Genomic DNA, 14705 nt, shown 5'->3' with positions numbered 1-14705 from the left:
CGAAAAAGGGCGGCCCCGCAGGACCGCCCGTTCACTTCCGTCGGAGACCGGACCGCCGAGGCGATCAGAACTCCTTGTAATATTGCTCGTTGCCGACGAACCCCAGCTTGGTCACGTTCGACCGCTTGATGTCGGCCAGCGTCTGGTCGACCACGTCGTAGCGGGTCGCCGGATCGGGCTGGAATTGCAGCTCGGGCTCCGGACTCATCGCCGCCGACTGGTCCAGATACTGGCGCAGCACACCCGAATTCACCGGTGTGCCGTTCCAGGTGATCCCCCCAGCAGCGTCGATCGCGATCTTGTTCTTGATCGGGTCGACCGGCGGCTTCTGCGCCTTGGGATCGTTGACCGGCAGATCGACCTTCACGGCATGCGTCGGGACCGGAAGGGTGATGATGAACATGATGAGGAGCACGAGCATGACGTCGATCAACGGCGTCGTGTTCATCTCCATCATCGGTTCGCCGTCATCGCGGCCAGCACTCATTGCCATGTCAGCTACTCCTCACTTGCCGCGTCAACCGGCGACGGTCGGCTGCGAGATGAACCCGACCTTGGCAAAGCCGGCCATCTGCATGTTGTAGATCGTCCCCGCCACGCAGCGCCACGGCGTGTTGACGTCGGCGCGGATATGCGCCTCGGGCAGTTCCAGATCAGGATTGCCGACGCCACCCTGACGGTCGATCTCGGTCTTCAGCTTGGCGACCGCACGATCCAGCAATTCCTGGTGGGTCACAGGCGTGACGCCCCAGAACACCTGGCATCCGCCGTCGCCCGCCGAGTTGACCGAGAGCGAGACGTTCTCGGGCTTGGTCACGGTCGGATCGAACCGAACGCTCGGCAGCTTGATGCCCTTGACCGTCTGGATCGCGACCGGAACCGCGATCAGGAAGATGATGAGGAGAACCAGCATGACGTCCACGAGTGGCGTCGTGTTGATGTCCGACATCGGTTTTTCAGCGGAGTCCCCGCCAACGCTCATCGCCATGGATCAGGCTTTCCTATTCTTCATTCCGTTACGCCGCACCGCCAGGGCGGTCACGGCGCAGCGGGCGGTGATCGACGGGGCCGCCGTGCTGGCGGCCCCGCTTGCACCATCGCTTACGGGCGGGTCTGCACGCCGCCGGCCTGGCCGGCCGTCGTGGTCGCCGCTGCCGGCTTTACCGGCGCCTTGGCGACGGTGTTGCCGATCGACGGGCGAACCGCACCGTTCGATGCCAGGAAGCCGAGCACGTCGTTCGAGAAGGCCGACAGGTCTTCAGCGATCGACTTGTTGCGGCGCTGCAGCCAGTTGTACGCCAGCACCGCCGGAACCGCGACGACCAGGCCGAGCGCGGTCATGATGAGCGCCTCACCGACCGGACCCGCGACCTTGTCGATCGACGGATCGCCCGACGCACCGATCTTGATCAGCGCGCGGTAGATGCCCACCACGGTGCCGAACAGACCGATGAACGGCGAGGTCGCGCCGACGGTCGCCAGGAACGCCAGACCACCACCCAGCTTCGAGTTGATCGCGGCTTCCGAACGCGCCAGCGAGCCGTGCAGCCAGTCATGCGCCTCGATCGGATCGGTCAGCTTCGAATGCTGCTCCTGGGCTGCCAGACCGTCGTCGACCAGCTGCTTGTACGCCGAGTTCTTCTCCAGCTTCGCCGAGCCTTCGCGCAGCGAATTGCTGTTCCAGAACTGCGCCCGCACGCGCTTGGCCTGGTTGATGATCTTCTGCTGCTCGAACAGCTTGGAGAACAGGATGTAGAAGGACACGACCGACATCACCACCAGGATGGTGAAGACCGACTGCGAGATGATGCCGCCTTCCTTGAGCGCCTGCTGCAGGCCGAACTGGTTCTCGGCTGCCGCGGTCCCACCCGCGGCGAGGATGTTGATGATCATTCGGTTTCTTCCTTAAGCCAGATAAGTTGTCGGCCGGCGATGGTGGTCCGCGCGGCCAGGGTCACGCGGATCAATTGGTTGGCAGCACCCATCGCACCGGCAGCGTATAGCTGGAGGTGACGGGATTGCCGGTGGCATCGATCGCCGGGCTGAACCGCACGCGGCTCTTGGCAATGCGACACGTCGCCTGGTCGAGCGCCGAGGAATTGCTCGACGTGGTCACGACGCAATCGGTCACGCGCCCGTCGGTGCCCACGGTCAGCTTCGCGACGACACGACCCTGTTCCTCGGCACGGATCGCCGACGGAGGATAATTGTCGGCCCCGAAGAACTGGCCCGGGTTGCCCTTCAGACCGGCAGCCTTGCTGACCGCTGGCGGAGCCGGCGGCGCGGGCGGCGCGGGTGGAGCAGGCGGAGCGATCGTCGGCGTCGGGACATACGTCGTCGGCGGCGTCGGAACCGTCTGCACCGCGATCGGCGGCGGGTTCGGGTTACGCACGATCGGCGGCGGCGACACCACCGGCGGTGGCGTCATCGGCGTGTCCGGCGGCGGGGGCGGCGGCTCCTCCGGCGGCGGGGGCGGTGGCTCCTCGACGTCGAACGTGTTCAACTTTTCGACCTGCTTCTTGACGAAATTCGTCGCGAGGCCGGTTATGAAGGCATAGCCAAGGGCGACGTGGATCAGCGCGACGATTACCAGCGCGCCTACCTTGCCCCCGCTCATCTTCTGGTCAGAATAGGCCATTCAGCAACGAAACTCCCTCATCCTGCGGCCCGTGCGTGGCCGGATCGCGACCCGGCCGGGTTGTTTACCTTTCCGTAGCGCCCGATGGACTACCACAGACACACAAGTCCTATCGCGCCCGTTTTGGGAGCGCAAACGCTTTGTCGGACGCAACAAACGTACAACCGGACTGCGACGTTTTTATTTCTGTATCGTTTATGCGCGCACGTCTATCCCATGCATCATGACCAAGCGTATTTTTTTCCAACTTTTTTGTAGCGTTGCGCTGCTCGCGCCCTCCGCCCCGGCCCACGCCCAGGCCGCACCGCCGGTCAGCGCAGCCGCTGCCACCCCCGATTACGCCACCTTGGCGGACCTGGTGATCGCCAGCCCGTTGGTGATCGACGCGACGATTCGCTCCGCATCGCGCATCAAGGGGGCCGAGGCGGCCGGCGCGACCCCCGGCACCACGCGGTTCTACGTGGAGGCCGACGTCGCCACGCTGGTGCGCGGCGCAAGCGCGATCCCGTCACGGATCGGCTGGGTGGTCGATGCCGCGCCGGATTGGCGAGGCCGTCCACCGTCGTTGAAAAAGCGTCGTGTTCTGGCCTTTGCGCGTCCCGTTGCGGGACAATCGGGGCAAGTTCAGCTGGTCGAACCAGGTGCGCAGCAGGATTGGAGTGCCACGCTGGAGCAACGGGTGCGCAAGATTGCGTCGGAACTGGCCGCACCCGATGCACCTCCGGTAATCACCGACGTCGGCAATGCGTTTCACGTTCCCGGTGCCTTGCCCGGCGAGGGGGAGACGCAGATTTTCCTCCGCACCCGCGATTCCCGCCCCGCCGCCCTGTCGGTGCTTCGCCGCCCCGGCGAGCAGCCGCGCTGGTCCGTAGCGCTCAGCGAGATCATCGACGACGCCGCGGCCGCGCCGCAACGCGATACGTTATTATGGTATCGGCTGGCCTGCGCGCTGCCCGCGACCCTGCCCGAACGCAGCACCGCGGCGCTGGCACCCGACGACGCGAGCCAGGCGCAGGCCGATTACGCGTTCGTCATCGAGCAACTCGGCGCCTGCCGCTCCACCCCCGCCGCCGCGCCGCCGGTCAGCGGCGATGACGTACCAGCGTGATGCCTATCGATTCGCCGGCCTCCGCGATCGCCAGCTTGACGATCTTCACCTTCACGCGCCGGACGCGCACGTCCTGGAGGAACAGCGTCTCGGCGATGTGATCGGCCACCGCCTCGATCAGCGTGAAATGACCGGCGGTCGACAGCGCGTCGGTCGCCGCATGTTTCAGGTCGAGATAGTTCTTGGACGCGGACAGCGGTGTGTCCGGCGCGTAGTGCGACGGCGCGTCGAGCAGCACGGTCAGGTCGATCCGCAGCGGCTGCGGCAGGTGCGTTTCCTCGGAATAGATGCCGGTCAGTACCTGCACCTCGAGGTCGTGGACCTCCAGTTCAAGCGTGTCGCGCGCGTCGCTCATGCGGCGGCACTCGGACGTGCCGCGACCGATTCGTACCAGCGCATGACGTTCGCCGCTTCGCCCGCCCCGCCCAGCCCCGCAGCGGTCGCGAAATCCACCGCCGTCAGCGCGGAGATGTCGGCGAAGCTGTAGCGGTCGCCCCCGATCCACTCGCTTTCGCCGAGTCGCGAGTCGAGCGTTTCGACGAACGCGCCCCACATCGCACGCCCACGTTCCGCCAGCGCCGGGATCTGCTCCAGCGGCGGCCAGCGGCCCGTCTCCGCCCGCCCCGCGAATCGGGCCGCGGTGTTGCGCAGCGCATAGACCACGCCGGCATAGCCCTCCGCTTCGATGCGCCGCGTCCATACCGCGATGCGTGCGATCTCGACCGGACGCGCGCCGAACAAAGGCGGATCGGGGTGCAGTGCCTCGAAAAAGCGGCAGATCGCGACCGAATCGCCGATCACCTCGCCGTCGTCGAGTTGCAGCGCCGGCACGGTGCCGCGCGGGTTGATCGCGAGATAGGCGGGCTGCAAATGCTCGCCCGCGCGCAGGTCCACCGCAACGCGCTCGACCGAGATCGCTTTCTCCGCGAGGTAGATCCGCACCCGGCGCGGGCTGGGTGCCCGATCGGCGTCGTAGAGCTTCATTCGGTCAATCCGGTTGCGTTCGGTGCCGACCCCGCTAAAGCCCGCGCGCCCGGGCGTCCACCTCGATCGCGGGGCAGGAGGAATCGCACGCGTGATCCAGATGGTGCCGATCGGGACGGTGGACGACGCCGCAGTGGAGCGCTTGCTCGACGTCGCGTTCGGCGCGGATCGTCACACGCGGACCGCCTACCGCCTCCGCGCCGGCATCCGCGCGATCCCTGAACTCAGTTTCGCACTGGTCGGAGATGACCGACTCCTGGGGTCGATCCAATGCTGGCCGGTGCGCTTCGACGCCGACGACGGCACGACTTGGCCGCTGGTGCTGGTCGGACCGGTCGCGGTCGCCCCCGATCGGCAGCAGGAAGGGCATGGCCGCCGGTTGATGGAGGCGGCATTGACCGCGGCGGCGGGCGGGCCGCCGCTGATGCTGATCGGCGATCCGGAATATTACGGACGCTTCTTCGGGTTCGACGCGGCGGCGACCGCGCTGTGGCGGCTGCCCGGCCCTGTCGAACGCCACCGGTTGCTCGCGCGCGGGGCCGGGGTTCCATCGGGCGGCGGGGCGGTGGGTCCGCGAGTCGCGGCGGATGCAGCCGCCTCGCAGCAAAGTCACGACCTTTACCGGGGCCGCCCCGCGTCCTAGTTGGGCGATCATGCCGATGGCACCGCCCCCCGATTTCGACACGCTGACGATCGCCGACATCGCGCGGCTGACGGCCGACGATCGCCTGCCGCCGGTCGAACGCTGGCACCCCGCGCATTGCGGCGATAGCGAGATGCGGATCGCGCGCGACGGAACCTGGCTTCATCAGGGCTCGCCGATCGCACGTCCGGCGATGGTTCGCGCGTTCAGCCGTATCCTGCGGCGCGAACCGGATGGCGGCTACGTCCTTGTCACGCCGGCCGAAAAGCTCGACATTGCGGTGGAGGATGCGCCGTTCGTCGCTTTGGAAATGAAGGCGGAGGGTGAGGGCCGTAACGCGACGCTGGGGTTCCGGCTCAACACCGGCGACGTGGTCACGGCATCTGCTGCGCACCCGCTGCGCTTTGTGGAACAGCCCGATGGGCCGCATCCGTACCTGCTCGTCCGCCCAGGCCTGGAGGCGCTCGTGGCGCGTTCGGTCTATTACGAACTGGTCGAGCGCGCGCTGGCCGACGGAGCGAGCCCGCCGGGCGTGTGGAGCGCCGGTGCGTTCTTCGCGCTGTGATGGTGCCCCTTGCCGACCGGTTGGCGGCGGCACTGACCCGAGCCGCAGGGTCGCCGCCGATCGCAGGTGACGATCAAGATCCTTCCGGGATGGACCCGCTGAGCGCGGCAGCAGTGCTGGTGGCGATCACCGACCGCGCCGAGCCGGGCGTGTTGCTCACCCAGCGCACCGAAACGCTGCGTCACCACCCCGGTCAGGTCGCCTTTCCCGGCGGCCGGCTCGATCCCGGAGAGGATGCGGTGGCCGCCGCGCTGCGCGAGGCGGAGGAGGAGATCGCCCTTCCCCGCGCCGCTGTAACGGTGATCGGCACGGTCGACCCGTATCGCACCGGCACCGGGTTCAGCGTCACGCCGGTCATCGGCGTGATCCCGCCCGATCTGCCGCTGGTGACGAGCGAGGCGGAGGTCGCCAGCGTCTTCGAGGTACCGCTCGCCTTCCTGCTCGACGCCGCCAACCATCGCCCCGCCGCGGCGATGTTCGAGGGGCGGGAGCGGCGTTACGTGGAGATGTTGTGGAACGATCGGCGAATCTGGGGCGCGACGGCGGGGATGATCGTCAACCTTTCGCGACGGTTGCGATGGCCGGCGTGACGCTGCCCGACGCCGGATGGCGGACGTGGCCGGGTCTCGACCGGCTGACGACGGCGCTGGACGCCGCGTCGGGCCACGCGCGCTGGGTCGGCGGCGCGGTGCGCGATTCGTTGCTGGGCCTGCCGGTTGCCGACCTCGACCTCGCCACCAGCTTCGCGCCGCAGGAGGTGGTGCGGCGACTCGAAGCCGCCGGGATCAAGGTGGTGCCGACCGGGATCGCGCATGGCACCGTCACTGCGATCGCCGACGGTACAATGGTCGAGGTGACGACGCTGCGCCGCGACGTCGTCACCGATGGCCGTCACGCGGTGGTCGCCTTCTCCGACGATTGGCGAGAGGATGCGGCGCGGCGCGATTTCACGATGAACGCGCTCTACGCCGATCCCGCGACCGGCGCGGTGTTCGACTGGTTCGGCGGGCTCGACGATCTGGCGGCCCGGCGCGTGCGCTTCATCGGCGATCCGTTGCGGCGCATCGCCGAGGACCATCTGCGCATCCTGCGCTTCTTCCGCTTCCATGCGCGGTTCGGCGAAGTCATCGACGCGGATGGGCTGGCGGCATGCGTCGCGCGCGCCAACGACCTGATGGCGCTCAGCCGGGAGCGGATCGCCGCCGAATTGCTCAAGCTGCTGGTCGCACCGCGCGCGGTGCCGGTGGTGGCGTTGATGCAGGAACGCGGCATCCTTCGCCCGGTGCTGCCGGAGATCGACGCGGCCGGTGCGGCGCGGCTCGCCACGCTGGCCGGGCGCGAGGCTGCGGCGGGTGTTCCCGCAGCGGCGATCCGCCGCCTCGCCGCCCTGATCGCCCCCGAGGCCGCCGAAGCGATCGGCGCGCGGCTGAAGCTGTCGAACGTCGATCGCAAGCGGCTGATGCAGGCCACCGCCGGCGCGGGTGAGGAAGGGCCGCTGGCGCTCGGCTATCGCGCCGGCGTGGAGGGCGCGATCGACCGGTTGCTACTGGCGGGGCAGGATCCGCGCCCGCTGCTCGCATGGGATCGGCCCGTTCTGCCCCTCGGCGGCGGTGCGCTGGTGGCGCGCGGGCTGGCGAAGGGGCCGGATGTGGCGCACACCTTGCGCCGTATCGAGGATCGCTGGATCGCGGAAGGCTTCCCGGCGGAGGAACGCGTGGCGGCGATCGCCGACGCGGAAGTGGATCAGGCGTTGCGCTCGCGCAGGAACGCATAGGCGTCGTCGGGCTCCAGCGGACGGGCATAGGCATAGCCCTGACCGAATGTGCATCCCAGCGCGGCCAGCGTCTGGCCGACCTCATGCGCCTCGATACCCTCGGCGACGGTCGCCATCCCCAGCGCCTGCGACAGCCCCAGTATCGCGCGCACGATCGCCACCTTGTCGCGGTCGGTCAGCAACCCGGTGACGAAGCTGCGATCGATCTTCAGCACGTCGATCGGCAGCTTCTGGAGTGAGGCGAGGTTGGAGAAGCCGGTGCCGAAATCGTCCATCGCGATCGTGACGCCCAGCCCCTTCAACCCGGTCAGCACGCGCGCGATCCGGTCCGGATCGGCGATCAGCGCGCTCTCGGTGATCTCCAGCTTCAACCGCTCGCCGGCCAGGCCGGAGTCGTGGAGCGCCTTCTCCACCACCGCCGGAATGCTGTCGCGCTGCAACTGGATCGGCGACAGGTTAACGGCCACCGCGGCGTCGCAGAACCCGCCGGCGCGCACGTCCCACGACGCCAGCGTCCGCAACGCGCTGTCGAGCGCCCAACGCCCCAGCGGAACGATCAACCCTGATTCTTCCGCGACCGGGATGAAGCGGGCCGGTTCGTGGCGAACGCCTTGTTCGTCGGTCCACCGCGCCAGCGCCTCGAACCCGTTGACCCGCCCGGTCGCCAGATCGCAGATCGGCTGATAGACCAGATTCAGCTGCTCGCCTTCGATCGCGCGACGCAGCGCGGTCTCCATCGCGAACTCGGCGCGCGCATTGTCCAGCGCGCGGGTCTGGTACGATTCGGCATTCTTCGTCGATTTCGACTTCTTCATCGCCACCTGCGCGTGGCGGATGATGTCCTCCGCGTCGCCGACCCCGGCATCGCCGAACGCGATCCCGATCGCGCACGAAACGCGAAGCTCATATTCGCTCAGCCGGAACGGCGTCGCCAGCGCGTCGCGGATGCGCCGCGCGACCTGATCCGCTTCCTCGCGACCGGCATCGATCGTCAGCAGCACGCCAAATTCGTCACCGCCGGTGCGCGCCAGCGTGTCGCGCGCGCGCAACGCGCCCTTGATCCGCCGTGCGACCGTCATCAGCAATTCGTCGCCCGTCAACGATCCGAGGCAGGCGTTGAAGCGGCTGAATCGCTCCAGGTCGATCATCAACACCGCCCAGGGCGCGTCGCCCAGCGCGATGCTCGCCTCCAGCGCGTCGGTGAACCCGCCCCGATTGGGCAATCCGGTCAGGCTGTCGGTCGCCATCTCGCGCCGCAGCGTCTCCTCGGTACGCACCTCCGCGGTCTGATCGACGAACGAAACGATGCACGCCGGATCGCTGCGGTACGGCAATCGCGACAGGCTGACCCGGTAATGCCGCCGCTCGACGGTGGCGCCGGTCTGCCATTCGCGCTCCGCGCTCGGTACGTTGCCGGCCAGGAACGTCTCGACCATCGGCGCGATCTGCGGGTCGTCGATCAGTCCGACGCGCGCGAAGGCGCGGTTATGGCTTTCCCGGTGCACGCGGCCTTCGTGCATCGCGAGCAGCGCCAGCGGGATCGGCACCAGGTCCAGCGCCCCGTCCCGCGCTGTCAACGCGGGCGAATCGGGCTGGGTCGCCAGTTGCCGGGTCAGCCATGTCGCACGCGTTGCCATCACCGATCGCAATAGCGGCGAAGGGTTAAGGCGGGCTTTAAGTGCGGCGGCGAGCGGCTGCGGCGGTGCCGGGGGCCGTATCCCGGACCAGCGCTAGAAACGATTGTCGCGCGGGAACCCGGTCGGCGGCATGCGGCCGGCCGCGCCGCGCGCGGTGCGCCACTGCGACAGGTCGCTTTCGGTGCGCGTGCGCCCGCTGTCGCCGCCCATCGCCCAGCTCAATCCATCCGCGAACACCAGGGTTCGCGCATCGGCCAGCCCGCCGCCACCGTACCGCTGCAACTGCACGCCCTGCCCGCGTCCCATCTCGGGCAGGTCGGCGATCGGGAACAGCGCCAGCTTGCGATTGTCGCCGATCACCGCGACGAAATCGTCCCCCGCCTGGATGGGATAGACGACGACCAGCGTCGCGCCGGCGCGCGGGGTTACCACGGTCTTGCCCTTGCGCGTCTCCGCGATCACGTCGGCGGCGGGCACGATGAAGCCGCGACCGTCGCTGGCGGCCACCAGCAGCCGCGCCGATTTGCTCGCGCTCAGCAGCGCGACGATCGGCACGCTGCCGTCCAGATCGATCGACGCACGCACCGGCTCGCCGAACCCGCGTCCGCCCGGCAATTTGTCGGCCGCCAGCGTGAAGAACCGGCCGTTCCCCGCCGCCAGCAGCAATTTGTCGGTGGTCTGCGCGTGAAAGGCGAACGCCGGGCCATCGCCTTCCTTGAACTTCAGCGTCTCGGGCGCGGACAGGTCGACATGGCCTTTCATCGCGCGGATCCAGCCGCGCGCCGACAGGATGACGGTGATCGGCTCGCGCTCGATCATCGCCTCAAGCGGGATGTCGCGCGCGGCGGCCTGCTCCTCGATCGTCGTGCGCCGCGCGCCCAGCTTGGTCTCCGGGCCGTAGCGATCGCGCACCTTGCGGAAGTCGCTCTTCAACCGCGTGCGTTGCTTGCCTTCCGACGCCAGCAGCGCGGCCAGCCCGGCCTGCTCCTTCTCCAGCGACTCGCGCTCGCGGCGCAATTCCATCTCTTCCAGCCGGCGCAGGCTTCGCAGCCGCATGTTCAGGATCGCCTCGGCCTGCCGGTCGGTCAGCTCGAATTCGGCGATCATCACCGCCTTCGGCTCGTCCTCGGTACGGATGATCTCGATCACCCGGTCGAGATTGAGGAACGCGACGATATAGCCGCCAACCAGTTCCAGTCGGTCGGCGATCTTGCCCAGCCGGTGCTCGGTCCGGCGGCGCAGCACCACGAACTGATGCTCGACCCATGCCGCCAGCGCGGCGCGCAGGCTCATGACCCGCGGCGTGCGGTCCTTGTCGAGGACGTTCAGGTTGAGCGGTACGCGCACCTCCAGGTCGGACAGCCGGAACAATCCGTCCATCAACACCTGTGGATCGACGGTGCGGCTGCGCGGCTCCAGCACCATGCGGATTTCCGAGTCGCTCTCGTCGCGAACGTCGGCGAGGATCGGGAACTTGCGATCGTTGATCAGGCCGGCGATCTGCTCGATCAGCTTGCCCTTCTGGACGCCGTACGGAATCTCGCTGACGACGATCGTCCACGCCCCGCCCTTCTCGCGCTCGATCGCCCAGCGGGCGCGCACGCGGAACGCGCCGCGCCCGGTCGCATAGGCTTCGGCGATGATCGCGGGCGCATCGACCAGCAGCCCGCCGGTCGGCAGGTCCGGTCCGCGCACATGCTCAAGGATCGCGGCATCGTCGGCGTCGGGCCGGTCGATCAACATGATCGCGGCGTCCATCAGCTCGGCGGCATTGTGCGGCGGGACGCTGGTCGCCATGCCGACCGCGATGCCGCTGGCGCCGTTGGCCAGCAGGTTCGGGAACGCGCCGGGGAACAGCTCCGGCTCCTGCTCCTCGCCGTTATAGGTCGCCCGGAACTCGGTCGCGTCCTCGTCCAGGCCGTCCATCAGGTCGATCGCGACCTGGGTCAGCCGCGCCTCGGTATAGCGATATGCCGCGGCGTTATCGCCGTCGATGTTGCCGAAATTGCCCTGTCCGTCGACCAGCGGGTAACGCAGCGCGAAATCCTGTGCCAGCCGCACCATCGCATCGTAGACGGACTGGTCGCCATGCGGGTGGTACTTGCCGATCACGTCGCCGACGACACGCGCGCATTTCTTGTAGCCCGACGCCGGATCGAGCTTCAGCAGCCGCATCGCCCACAGCAGCCGGCGGTGAACGGGCTTGAGCCCGTCGCGCACGTCGGGCAACGACCGCGCGGTGATCGTCGACAGCGCATAGACAAGGTACCGCTCGCTCAACGCACTGTCGAACGGGGCGTCCAATATGCCGATCGGAGGGTTGTCGGATAGGTCGCTGGCCATGAATGGCTATCCGCGTATCAGGCGGAAGCGTCCGCGTTAAGAGGCTCCCGACCGGGAATCGTGGTCGGGGCCATTGGGAGTGCGAATGCCACGCTACGGAATGATCGACGGCCTGCGCGGCTTCTTCCTCGTCTTCATGCTGATAAATCACCTGGTTTTCCAGGGCGACTACTGGATGCAGCAGGTCAACCACAACAAGCTGGCGTTCGTCGAGGACGCGCAGGGGTTCGTGTTCCTGTCCGGGTTGATGATCGGGCTGGTCTATGGCCGCAAGATGCTGAAACTTGGCTATGAAGAGGGTCGAGCCCAGGTGTGGCGGCGCGCGTTCCAGCTGTATCGCTACGCCATGGGCATCGTCGTCGCGGTGCTGGTCGCGCGTGCGCTGCTGCCCGGTGCCGGGGTGGCATGGGGCAATTGGCTGGGGCACACCAGCCTGCCGGGCGACCCGCTGCGGCTGGCGGCGGTGGCGACGTTCCTGTTCCAGCCCACCGTCATGGACATCCTGCCGCAATACGTCCTCTACATGCTGGTCGCGCCGCCGGTGCTGCGCTGGTGCCTCGACGGACGAGTCGCGCTGGTCGCCACCGCATCGGGGCTGCTGTGGGTCGCGGGGCAACTGGGCCTTCAGCATGTCCTCACCGACCCGCTCGGGCGCTGGGTGACGAGCACCGACGGACAGGGACTGCGCGCCAGCTTCAACCTGCTCGGCTGGCAATTGGTGTTCTTTTCCGGGCTGATCGCGGGCGCGCTCACCGCATCCGGTCGCGTCGTCTGGGGCAAGGTGTTCCACGCCGACGACGCCACGCCCGCGATCGCCGCGCTGGCGACGTGCCTGTTCTTCGCCCCGCTGCGCTTTGCCAGCGCCTATGGTGCCCTGCCGCAATGGTTGATCGATCGCATCGACACCCTCGGCATCCGCGGCGACTTCGGCCCGATCTATCTCCTCAACTTCGTCGCCGCCGCGACCGGGCTGGCATGGCTGCTGATCGCCGGGCCGGACCATCGTCGCCCCGGCGTGCGGCGCGCTGCGGCCGTGGCGCGCGGGCTGTTCTCGCTGTCGTTCCTGCGCCTGCTCGGGCGACATTCGCTGCATGTCTATGTCTGGCACGTCGCGATCGTCTATGCGGTCTATTATGTCGATCAACGTCACGGGCCGTATGCGGAATGGTTGAAGACCCTCGTCGCGCTCGGCGGCATCGCCCTGCTGTCGCTGCCCGCGCTGTGGCGGGAACGCCGCGCCTGATCGCACTTGCCGCCGCGCTGCTTGGCGCGGCATGTACGCCGGCCATGCCGCACGCGCCGCTTACCTGGGCCGATCTGTCCGCCCGCCCGCGCCCCGCGCCCGACGCGACGGTGGCCTATGGCACCGACACCATGCAGAAGGTCGACGTGTGGCTGCCGGCGGGCAAGGGGCCACACCGCACCGTGCTGATGGTCCACGGCGGCTGCTGGCAGACGGAGATCGCGGACCGTCGGCTGATGGACTGGGTGGCGGGCGATCTGCGCGCGGCCGGCTATGCGGTGTGGAACATCGACTATCGTGGCGTCGATCGCGACGGCGGCGGCTATCCCGGCACCTTCGCCGATGCGGCGGCGGCGGCCGACGCGTTGCGCGACCATGCCGCCCGGTTTGCGCTCGACACGTCGCTGGTCGTCGCGGTCGGCCATTCCGCGGGCGGGCACCTGGCTTTGTGGCTCGCCGCCCGCGCCCGCCTTCCCGGGTCCAGCCCGCTCGCCACCGCCACGCCGCTCGCGATCGCGCATGTCGTCAGCCTCGGCGGATTGCCCGATCTGGAGGACACCGCCGCCAGCCCCGACAACGGCTGCGGCACGCGGGTCGTCGCGCGGCTGGTCGGCACCGGCCGGACCGATCCCTACGCGGACACCTCCGTCCCGCGGCTGCTGCCGCTCGGGATACCGCAGGATCTGGTCAACGGCCGCGAGGATCGCATCATCCCGCTGCGCATGGCGACCGGCTATGTCGCCCGGGCGCGGGCCGCCGGGGACGAGGTGGCGTTGCACGAGGTCGCCGATACCGGCCATGTCGAACTGGTGACCCCCGGCACCCCGGCCTGGTCGGAAACCAGACGGCTGATCGCTGCGGCGTTCGCCGGCAAGTGAAAGGGACGGCCATGATGATACGGCGGATGATCCTCGGCGTCGCCCTGCTGCTCGCCGCCTGCGGCAGTGCGCAGAACAGCGGCAAGCTCAACACGTTCGACGTCGAGAAACCCACCGCCGATGCCGACGCCGACTCGCCACGGATCGCCTATAGCTATGCGCTGGCCTACCGCCTCGATCCCGGCACGCTGGATGCGGTGCACCGCGACCACCTCGGCCTGTGCCGCAAGCTGACCCGCCAGCGGTGCATCGTCATGGAGGACGCCGTGACCCGCAATCCGCGCGGCGACGATGCAGGCACCATGCGATTGCTGGTCGACGCCCGCCTCGCCGGCACCTTCGGACAGCGGCTGGACACGCGCGTGTCGCAGGCCGGCGGCGCGCTGCAATCGCGCCGCGTCACCGCCGAGGACGTCACCAGACAGGTCATCGACGTCGATGCCCGGCTGCGCGCCAAACAGGCGCTGTCGGACCGGCTGCTCAGGCTGGTCCAGAACGGCGGCGGCAGCGTCGGCGATCTGGTCGCCGCGGAAAAGGCCTATGCCGAGGTGCAGCAGGAACTGGACGCGGCGCGTTCGCTGCGCACCGAATTGCAACGCCGCGTCGCGATGTCGGAGGTGACGATCACCTATGCCGTCACTCCGTCGGGCGGCGTCTGGGCGCCGATCCGGCTGGCGTTCCGCGACGGCGGCGATTCGTTCGCGGTCAGCGCGGCGGCGGCGATCACCTTCGTCATCGCCGCCACGCCGTGGCTGGTGATCGTCGGCCCGGCGATCTGGCTGCTGGTCCTCGGCTGGCGGCGCTTCCGCCGCTGGCGCGCCAGCCGGTCACGCGCGTGATTTGCAGCCCCCGCCCCCTTCCCCTATAGCCACGGCTGATTTCCCGCCCCGGC

At 68.6% G+C, this 14705-nt stretch carries 16 protein-coding genes; 8 read left to right on the top strand and 8 right to left on the bottom strand.

The genetic code is table 11. The features are described 5' to 3' along the window. Positions 1-64: 64 nt before the first annotated feature. The 4 genes from ASE95_RS09445 to ASE95_RS09430 all read right to left on the bottom strand — a co-directional run bounded on the left by ASE95_RS09445 (position 65) and on the right by ASE95_RS09430 (position 2638). Positions 65-493 carry an ExbD/TolR family protein gene (locus ASE95_RS09445; RefSeq protein ID WP_056634926.1) on the bottom strand — a complete coding sequence of 143 codons (429 nt, stop codon included), beginning with the start codon at positions 491-493 and terminating at the stop codon, positions 65-67. Between the two features lie 24 nt (positions 494-517). Further along, on the bottom strand, positions 518-988 hold the full coding sequence (locus tag ASE95_RS09440) for an ExbD/TolR family protein (protein WP_056634923.1): 471 nt from the start codon (positions 986-988) through the stop codon (positions 518-520). Positions 989-1101: 113 nt separating this feature from the next. Then, positions 1102-1893, bottom strand: a complete 792-nt coding sequence (locus tag ASE95_RS09435) for a MotA/TolQ/ExbB proton channel family protein (RefSeq protein WP_056634920.1) — start codon at positions 1891-1893, stop codon at positions 1102-1104. Between the two features lie 70 nt (positions 1894-1963). After that, positions 1964-2638, bottom strand: coding sequence for an energy transducer TonB (locus tag ASE95_RS09430; protein WP_056634917.1), 675 nt, complete (start codon positions 2636-2638; stop codon positions 1964-1966). A 223-nt stretch (positions 2639-2861) separates the two neighbouring features. Between ASE95_RS09430 and ASE95_RS09425 the strand changes: the two genes are divergently transcribed. Then, complete coding sequence (locus tag ASE95_RS09425) at positions 2862-3746, top strand: hypothetical protein (protein ID WP_056634913.1); 885 nt, start codon at positions 2862-2864, stop codon at positions 3744-3746. On the opposite strand, the gene ASE95_RS09420 is transcribed toward ASE95_RS09425, so the two are convergent. Both ASE95_RS09420 and ASE95_RS09415 read right to left on the bottom strand, forming a co-directional pair. Next, on the bottom strand, positions 3721-4101 hold the full coding sequence (locus ASE95_RS09420) for a dihydroneopterin aldolase (protein WP_056634910.1): 381 nt from the start codon (positions 4099-4101) through the stop codon (positions 3721-3723). The two genes, ASE95_RS09425 and ASE95_RS09420, sit on opposite strands and share 26 nt — an antisense overlap. After that, positions 4098-4730: a glutathione S-transferase family protein gene (locus ASE95_RS09415; protein ID WP_056634906.1), complete on the bottom strand. Its 633-nt coding sequence runs from the start codon at positions 4728-4730 to the stop codon at positions 4098-4100. Before ASE95_RS09415 ends, ASE95_RS09420 begins: the two co-directional genes overlap by 4 nt. Positions 4731-4821: 91 nt before the next feature. Between ASE95_RS09415 and ASE95_RS09410 the strand changes: the two genes are divergently transcribed. Genes ASE95_RS09410 through ASE95_RS09395 form a run of 4 tightly spaced genes read left to right on the top strand, consistent with a single transcriptional unit; the run spans position 4822 to position 7712 of the window. Further along, entirely contained in the window at positions 4822-5373 is a 552-nt protein-coding gene (locus ASE95_RS09410) for a GNAT family N-acetyltransferase (RefSeq protein ID WP_056634903.1), read from the top strand. A 10-nt stretch (positions 5374-5383) separates the two neighbouring features. Then, positions 5384-5938: a DUF1285 domain-containing protein gene (locus tag ASE95_RS09405; protein ID WP_056634900.1), complete on the top strand. Its 555-nt coding sequence runs from the start codon at positions 5384-5386 to the stop codon at positions 5936-5938. A gap of 2 nt (positions 5939-5940) precedes the next feature. Then, on the top strand, positions 5941-6528 hold the full coding sequence (locus ASE95_RS09400) for a CoA pyrophosphatase (RefSeq protein ID WP_056636114.1): 588 nt from the start codon (positions 5941-5943) through the stop codon (positions 6526-6528). After that, complete coding sequence (locus tag ASE95_RS09395) at positions 6516-7712, top strand: CCA tRNA nucleotidyltransferase (protein ID WP_056634897.1); 1197 nt, start codon at positions 6516-6518, stop codon at positions 7710-7712. The genes ASE95_RS09400 and ASE95_RS09395 overlap by 13 nt, the downstream gene beginning before the upstream one ends. Here ASE95_RS09395 and ASE95_RS09390 read toward each other — a convergent pair. Further along, on the bottom strand, positions 7682-9349 hold the full coding sequence (locus ASE95_RS09390; protein ID WP_056634894.1) for a putative bifunctional diguanylate cyclase/phosphodiesterase: 1668 nt from the start codon (positions 9347-9349) through the stop codon (positions 7682-7684). The genes ASE95_RS09395 and ASE95_RS09390 overlap by 31 nt on opposite strands. A 93-nt stretch (positions 9350-9442) precedes the next feature. Then, positions 9443-11692, bottom strand: coding sequence for a DNA topoisomerase IV subunit A (parC, locus tag ASE95_RS09385; RefSeq protein ID WP_056634891.1), 2250 nt, complete (start codon positions 11690-11692; stop codon positions 9443-9445). Between the two features lie 85 nt (positions 11693-11777). On the opposite strand from parC, the gene ASE95_RS09380 reads away from it, so the two are divergent. The 3 genes from ASE95_RS09380 to ASE95_RS09370 are packed head-to-tail and all read left to right on the top strand — an operon-like array spanning position 11778 to position 14652. Then, the gene (locus ASE95_RS09380) at positions 11778-12935 is read left to right on the top strand and encodes an OpgC family protein (RefSeq protein ID WP_056634888.1); all 1158 of its coding nucleotides are present in this window, start codon (positions 11778-11780) and stop codon (positions 12933-12935) included. Further along, positions 12914-13813: an alpha/beta hydrolase gene (locus ASE95_RS09375; protein ID WP_327196711.1), complete on the top strand. Its 900-nt coding sequence runs from the start codon at positions 12914-12916 to the stop codon at positions 13811-13813. The genes ASE95_RS09380 and ASE95_RS09375 overlap by 22 nt, the downstream gene beginning before the upstream one ends. Positions 13814-13824: 11 nt before the next feature. Beyond that, the gene (locus ASE95_RS09370; RefSeq protein ID WP_056634884.1) at positions 13825-14652 is read left to right on the top strand and encodes a DUF4349 domain-containing protein; all 828 of its coding nucleotides are present in this window, start codon (positions 13825-13827) and stop codon (positions 14650-14652) included. The last annotated feature ends 53 nt before the right edge of the window (positions 14653-14705 follow it).

This window comes from Sphingomonas sp. Leaf231 (assembly GCF_001421995.1).
Taxonomy (GTDB): Bacteria; Pseudomonadota; Alphaproteobacteria; order Sphingomonadales; family Sphingomonadaceae; genus Sphingomonas.
This window is presented reverse-complemented; position numbering and strand designations above follow the sequence as displayed.

Excerpts from the sequence above, each read along its gene's own strand:
- ASE95_RS09405 (WP_056634900.1), top strand. The coding sequence starts at position 5,384 with ATGCCGATGGCACCGCCCCCCGATTTCGACACGCTGACGATCGCCGAC.
- ASE95_RS09415 (WP_056634906.1), bottom strand. The coding sequence starts at position 4,730 with ATGAAGCTCTACGACGCCGATCGGGCACCCAGCCCGCGCCGGGTGCGG.
- ASE95_RS09420 (WP_056634910.1), bottom strand. The coding sequence starts at position 4,101 with ATGAGCGACGCGCGCGACACGCTTGAACTGGAGGTCCACGACCTCGAG.
- parC (WP_056634891.1), bottom strand. The coding sequence starts at position 11,692 with ATGGCCAGCGACCTATCCGACAACCCTCCGATCGGCATATTGGACGCC.
- ASE95_RS09440 (WP_056634923.1), bottom strand. The coding sequence starts at position 988 with ATGGCGATGAGCGTTGGCGGGGACTCCGCTGAAAAACCGATGTCGGAC.
- ASE95_RS09395 (WP_056634897.1), top strand. The coding sequence starts at position 6,516 with ATGGCCGGCGTGACGCTGCCCGACGCCGGATGGCGGACGTGGCCGGGT.
- ASE95_RS09435 (WP_056634920.1), bottom strand. The coding sequence starts at position 1,893 with ATGATCATCAACATCCTCGCCGCGGGTGGGACCGCGGCAGCCGAGAAC.
- ASE95_RS09380 (WP_056634888.1), top strand. The coding sequence starts at position 11,778 with ATGCCACGCTACGGAATGATCGACGGCCTGCGCGGCTTCTTCCTCGTC.
- ASE95_RS09425 (WP_056634913.1), top strand. The coding sequence starts at position 2,862 with ATGACCAAGCGTATTTTTTTCCAACTTTTTTGTAGCGTTGCGCTGCTC.
- ASE95_RS09370 (WP_056634884.1), top strand. The coding sequence starts at position 13,825 with ATGATGATACGGCGGATGATCCTCGGCGTCGCCCTGCTGCTCGCCGCC.
- ASE95_RS09430 (WP_056634917.1), bottom strand. The coding sequence starts at position 2,638 with ATGGCCTATTCTGACCAGAAGATGAGCGGGGGCAAGGTAGGCGCGCTG.
- ASE95_RS09445 (WP_056634926.1), bottom strand. The coding sequence starts at position 493 with ATGGCAATGAGTGCTGGCCGCGATGACGGCGAACCGATGATGGAGATG.
- ASE95_RS09390 (WP_056634894.1), bottom strand. The coding sequence starts at position 9,349 with ATGGCAACGCGTGCGACATGGCTGACCCGGCAACTGGCGACCCAGCCC.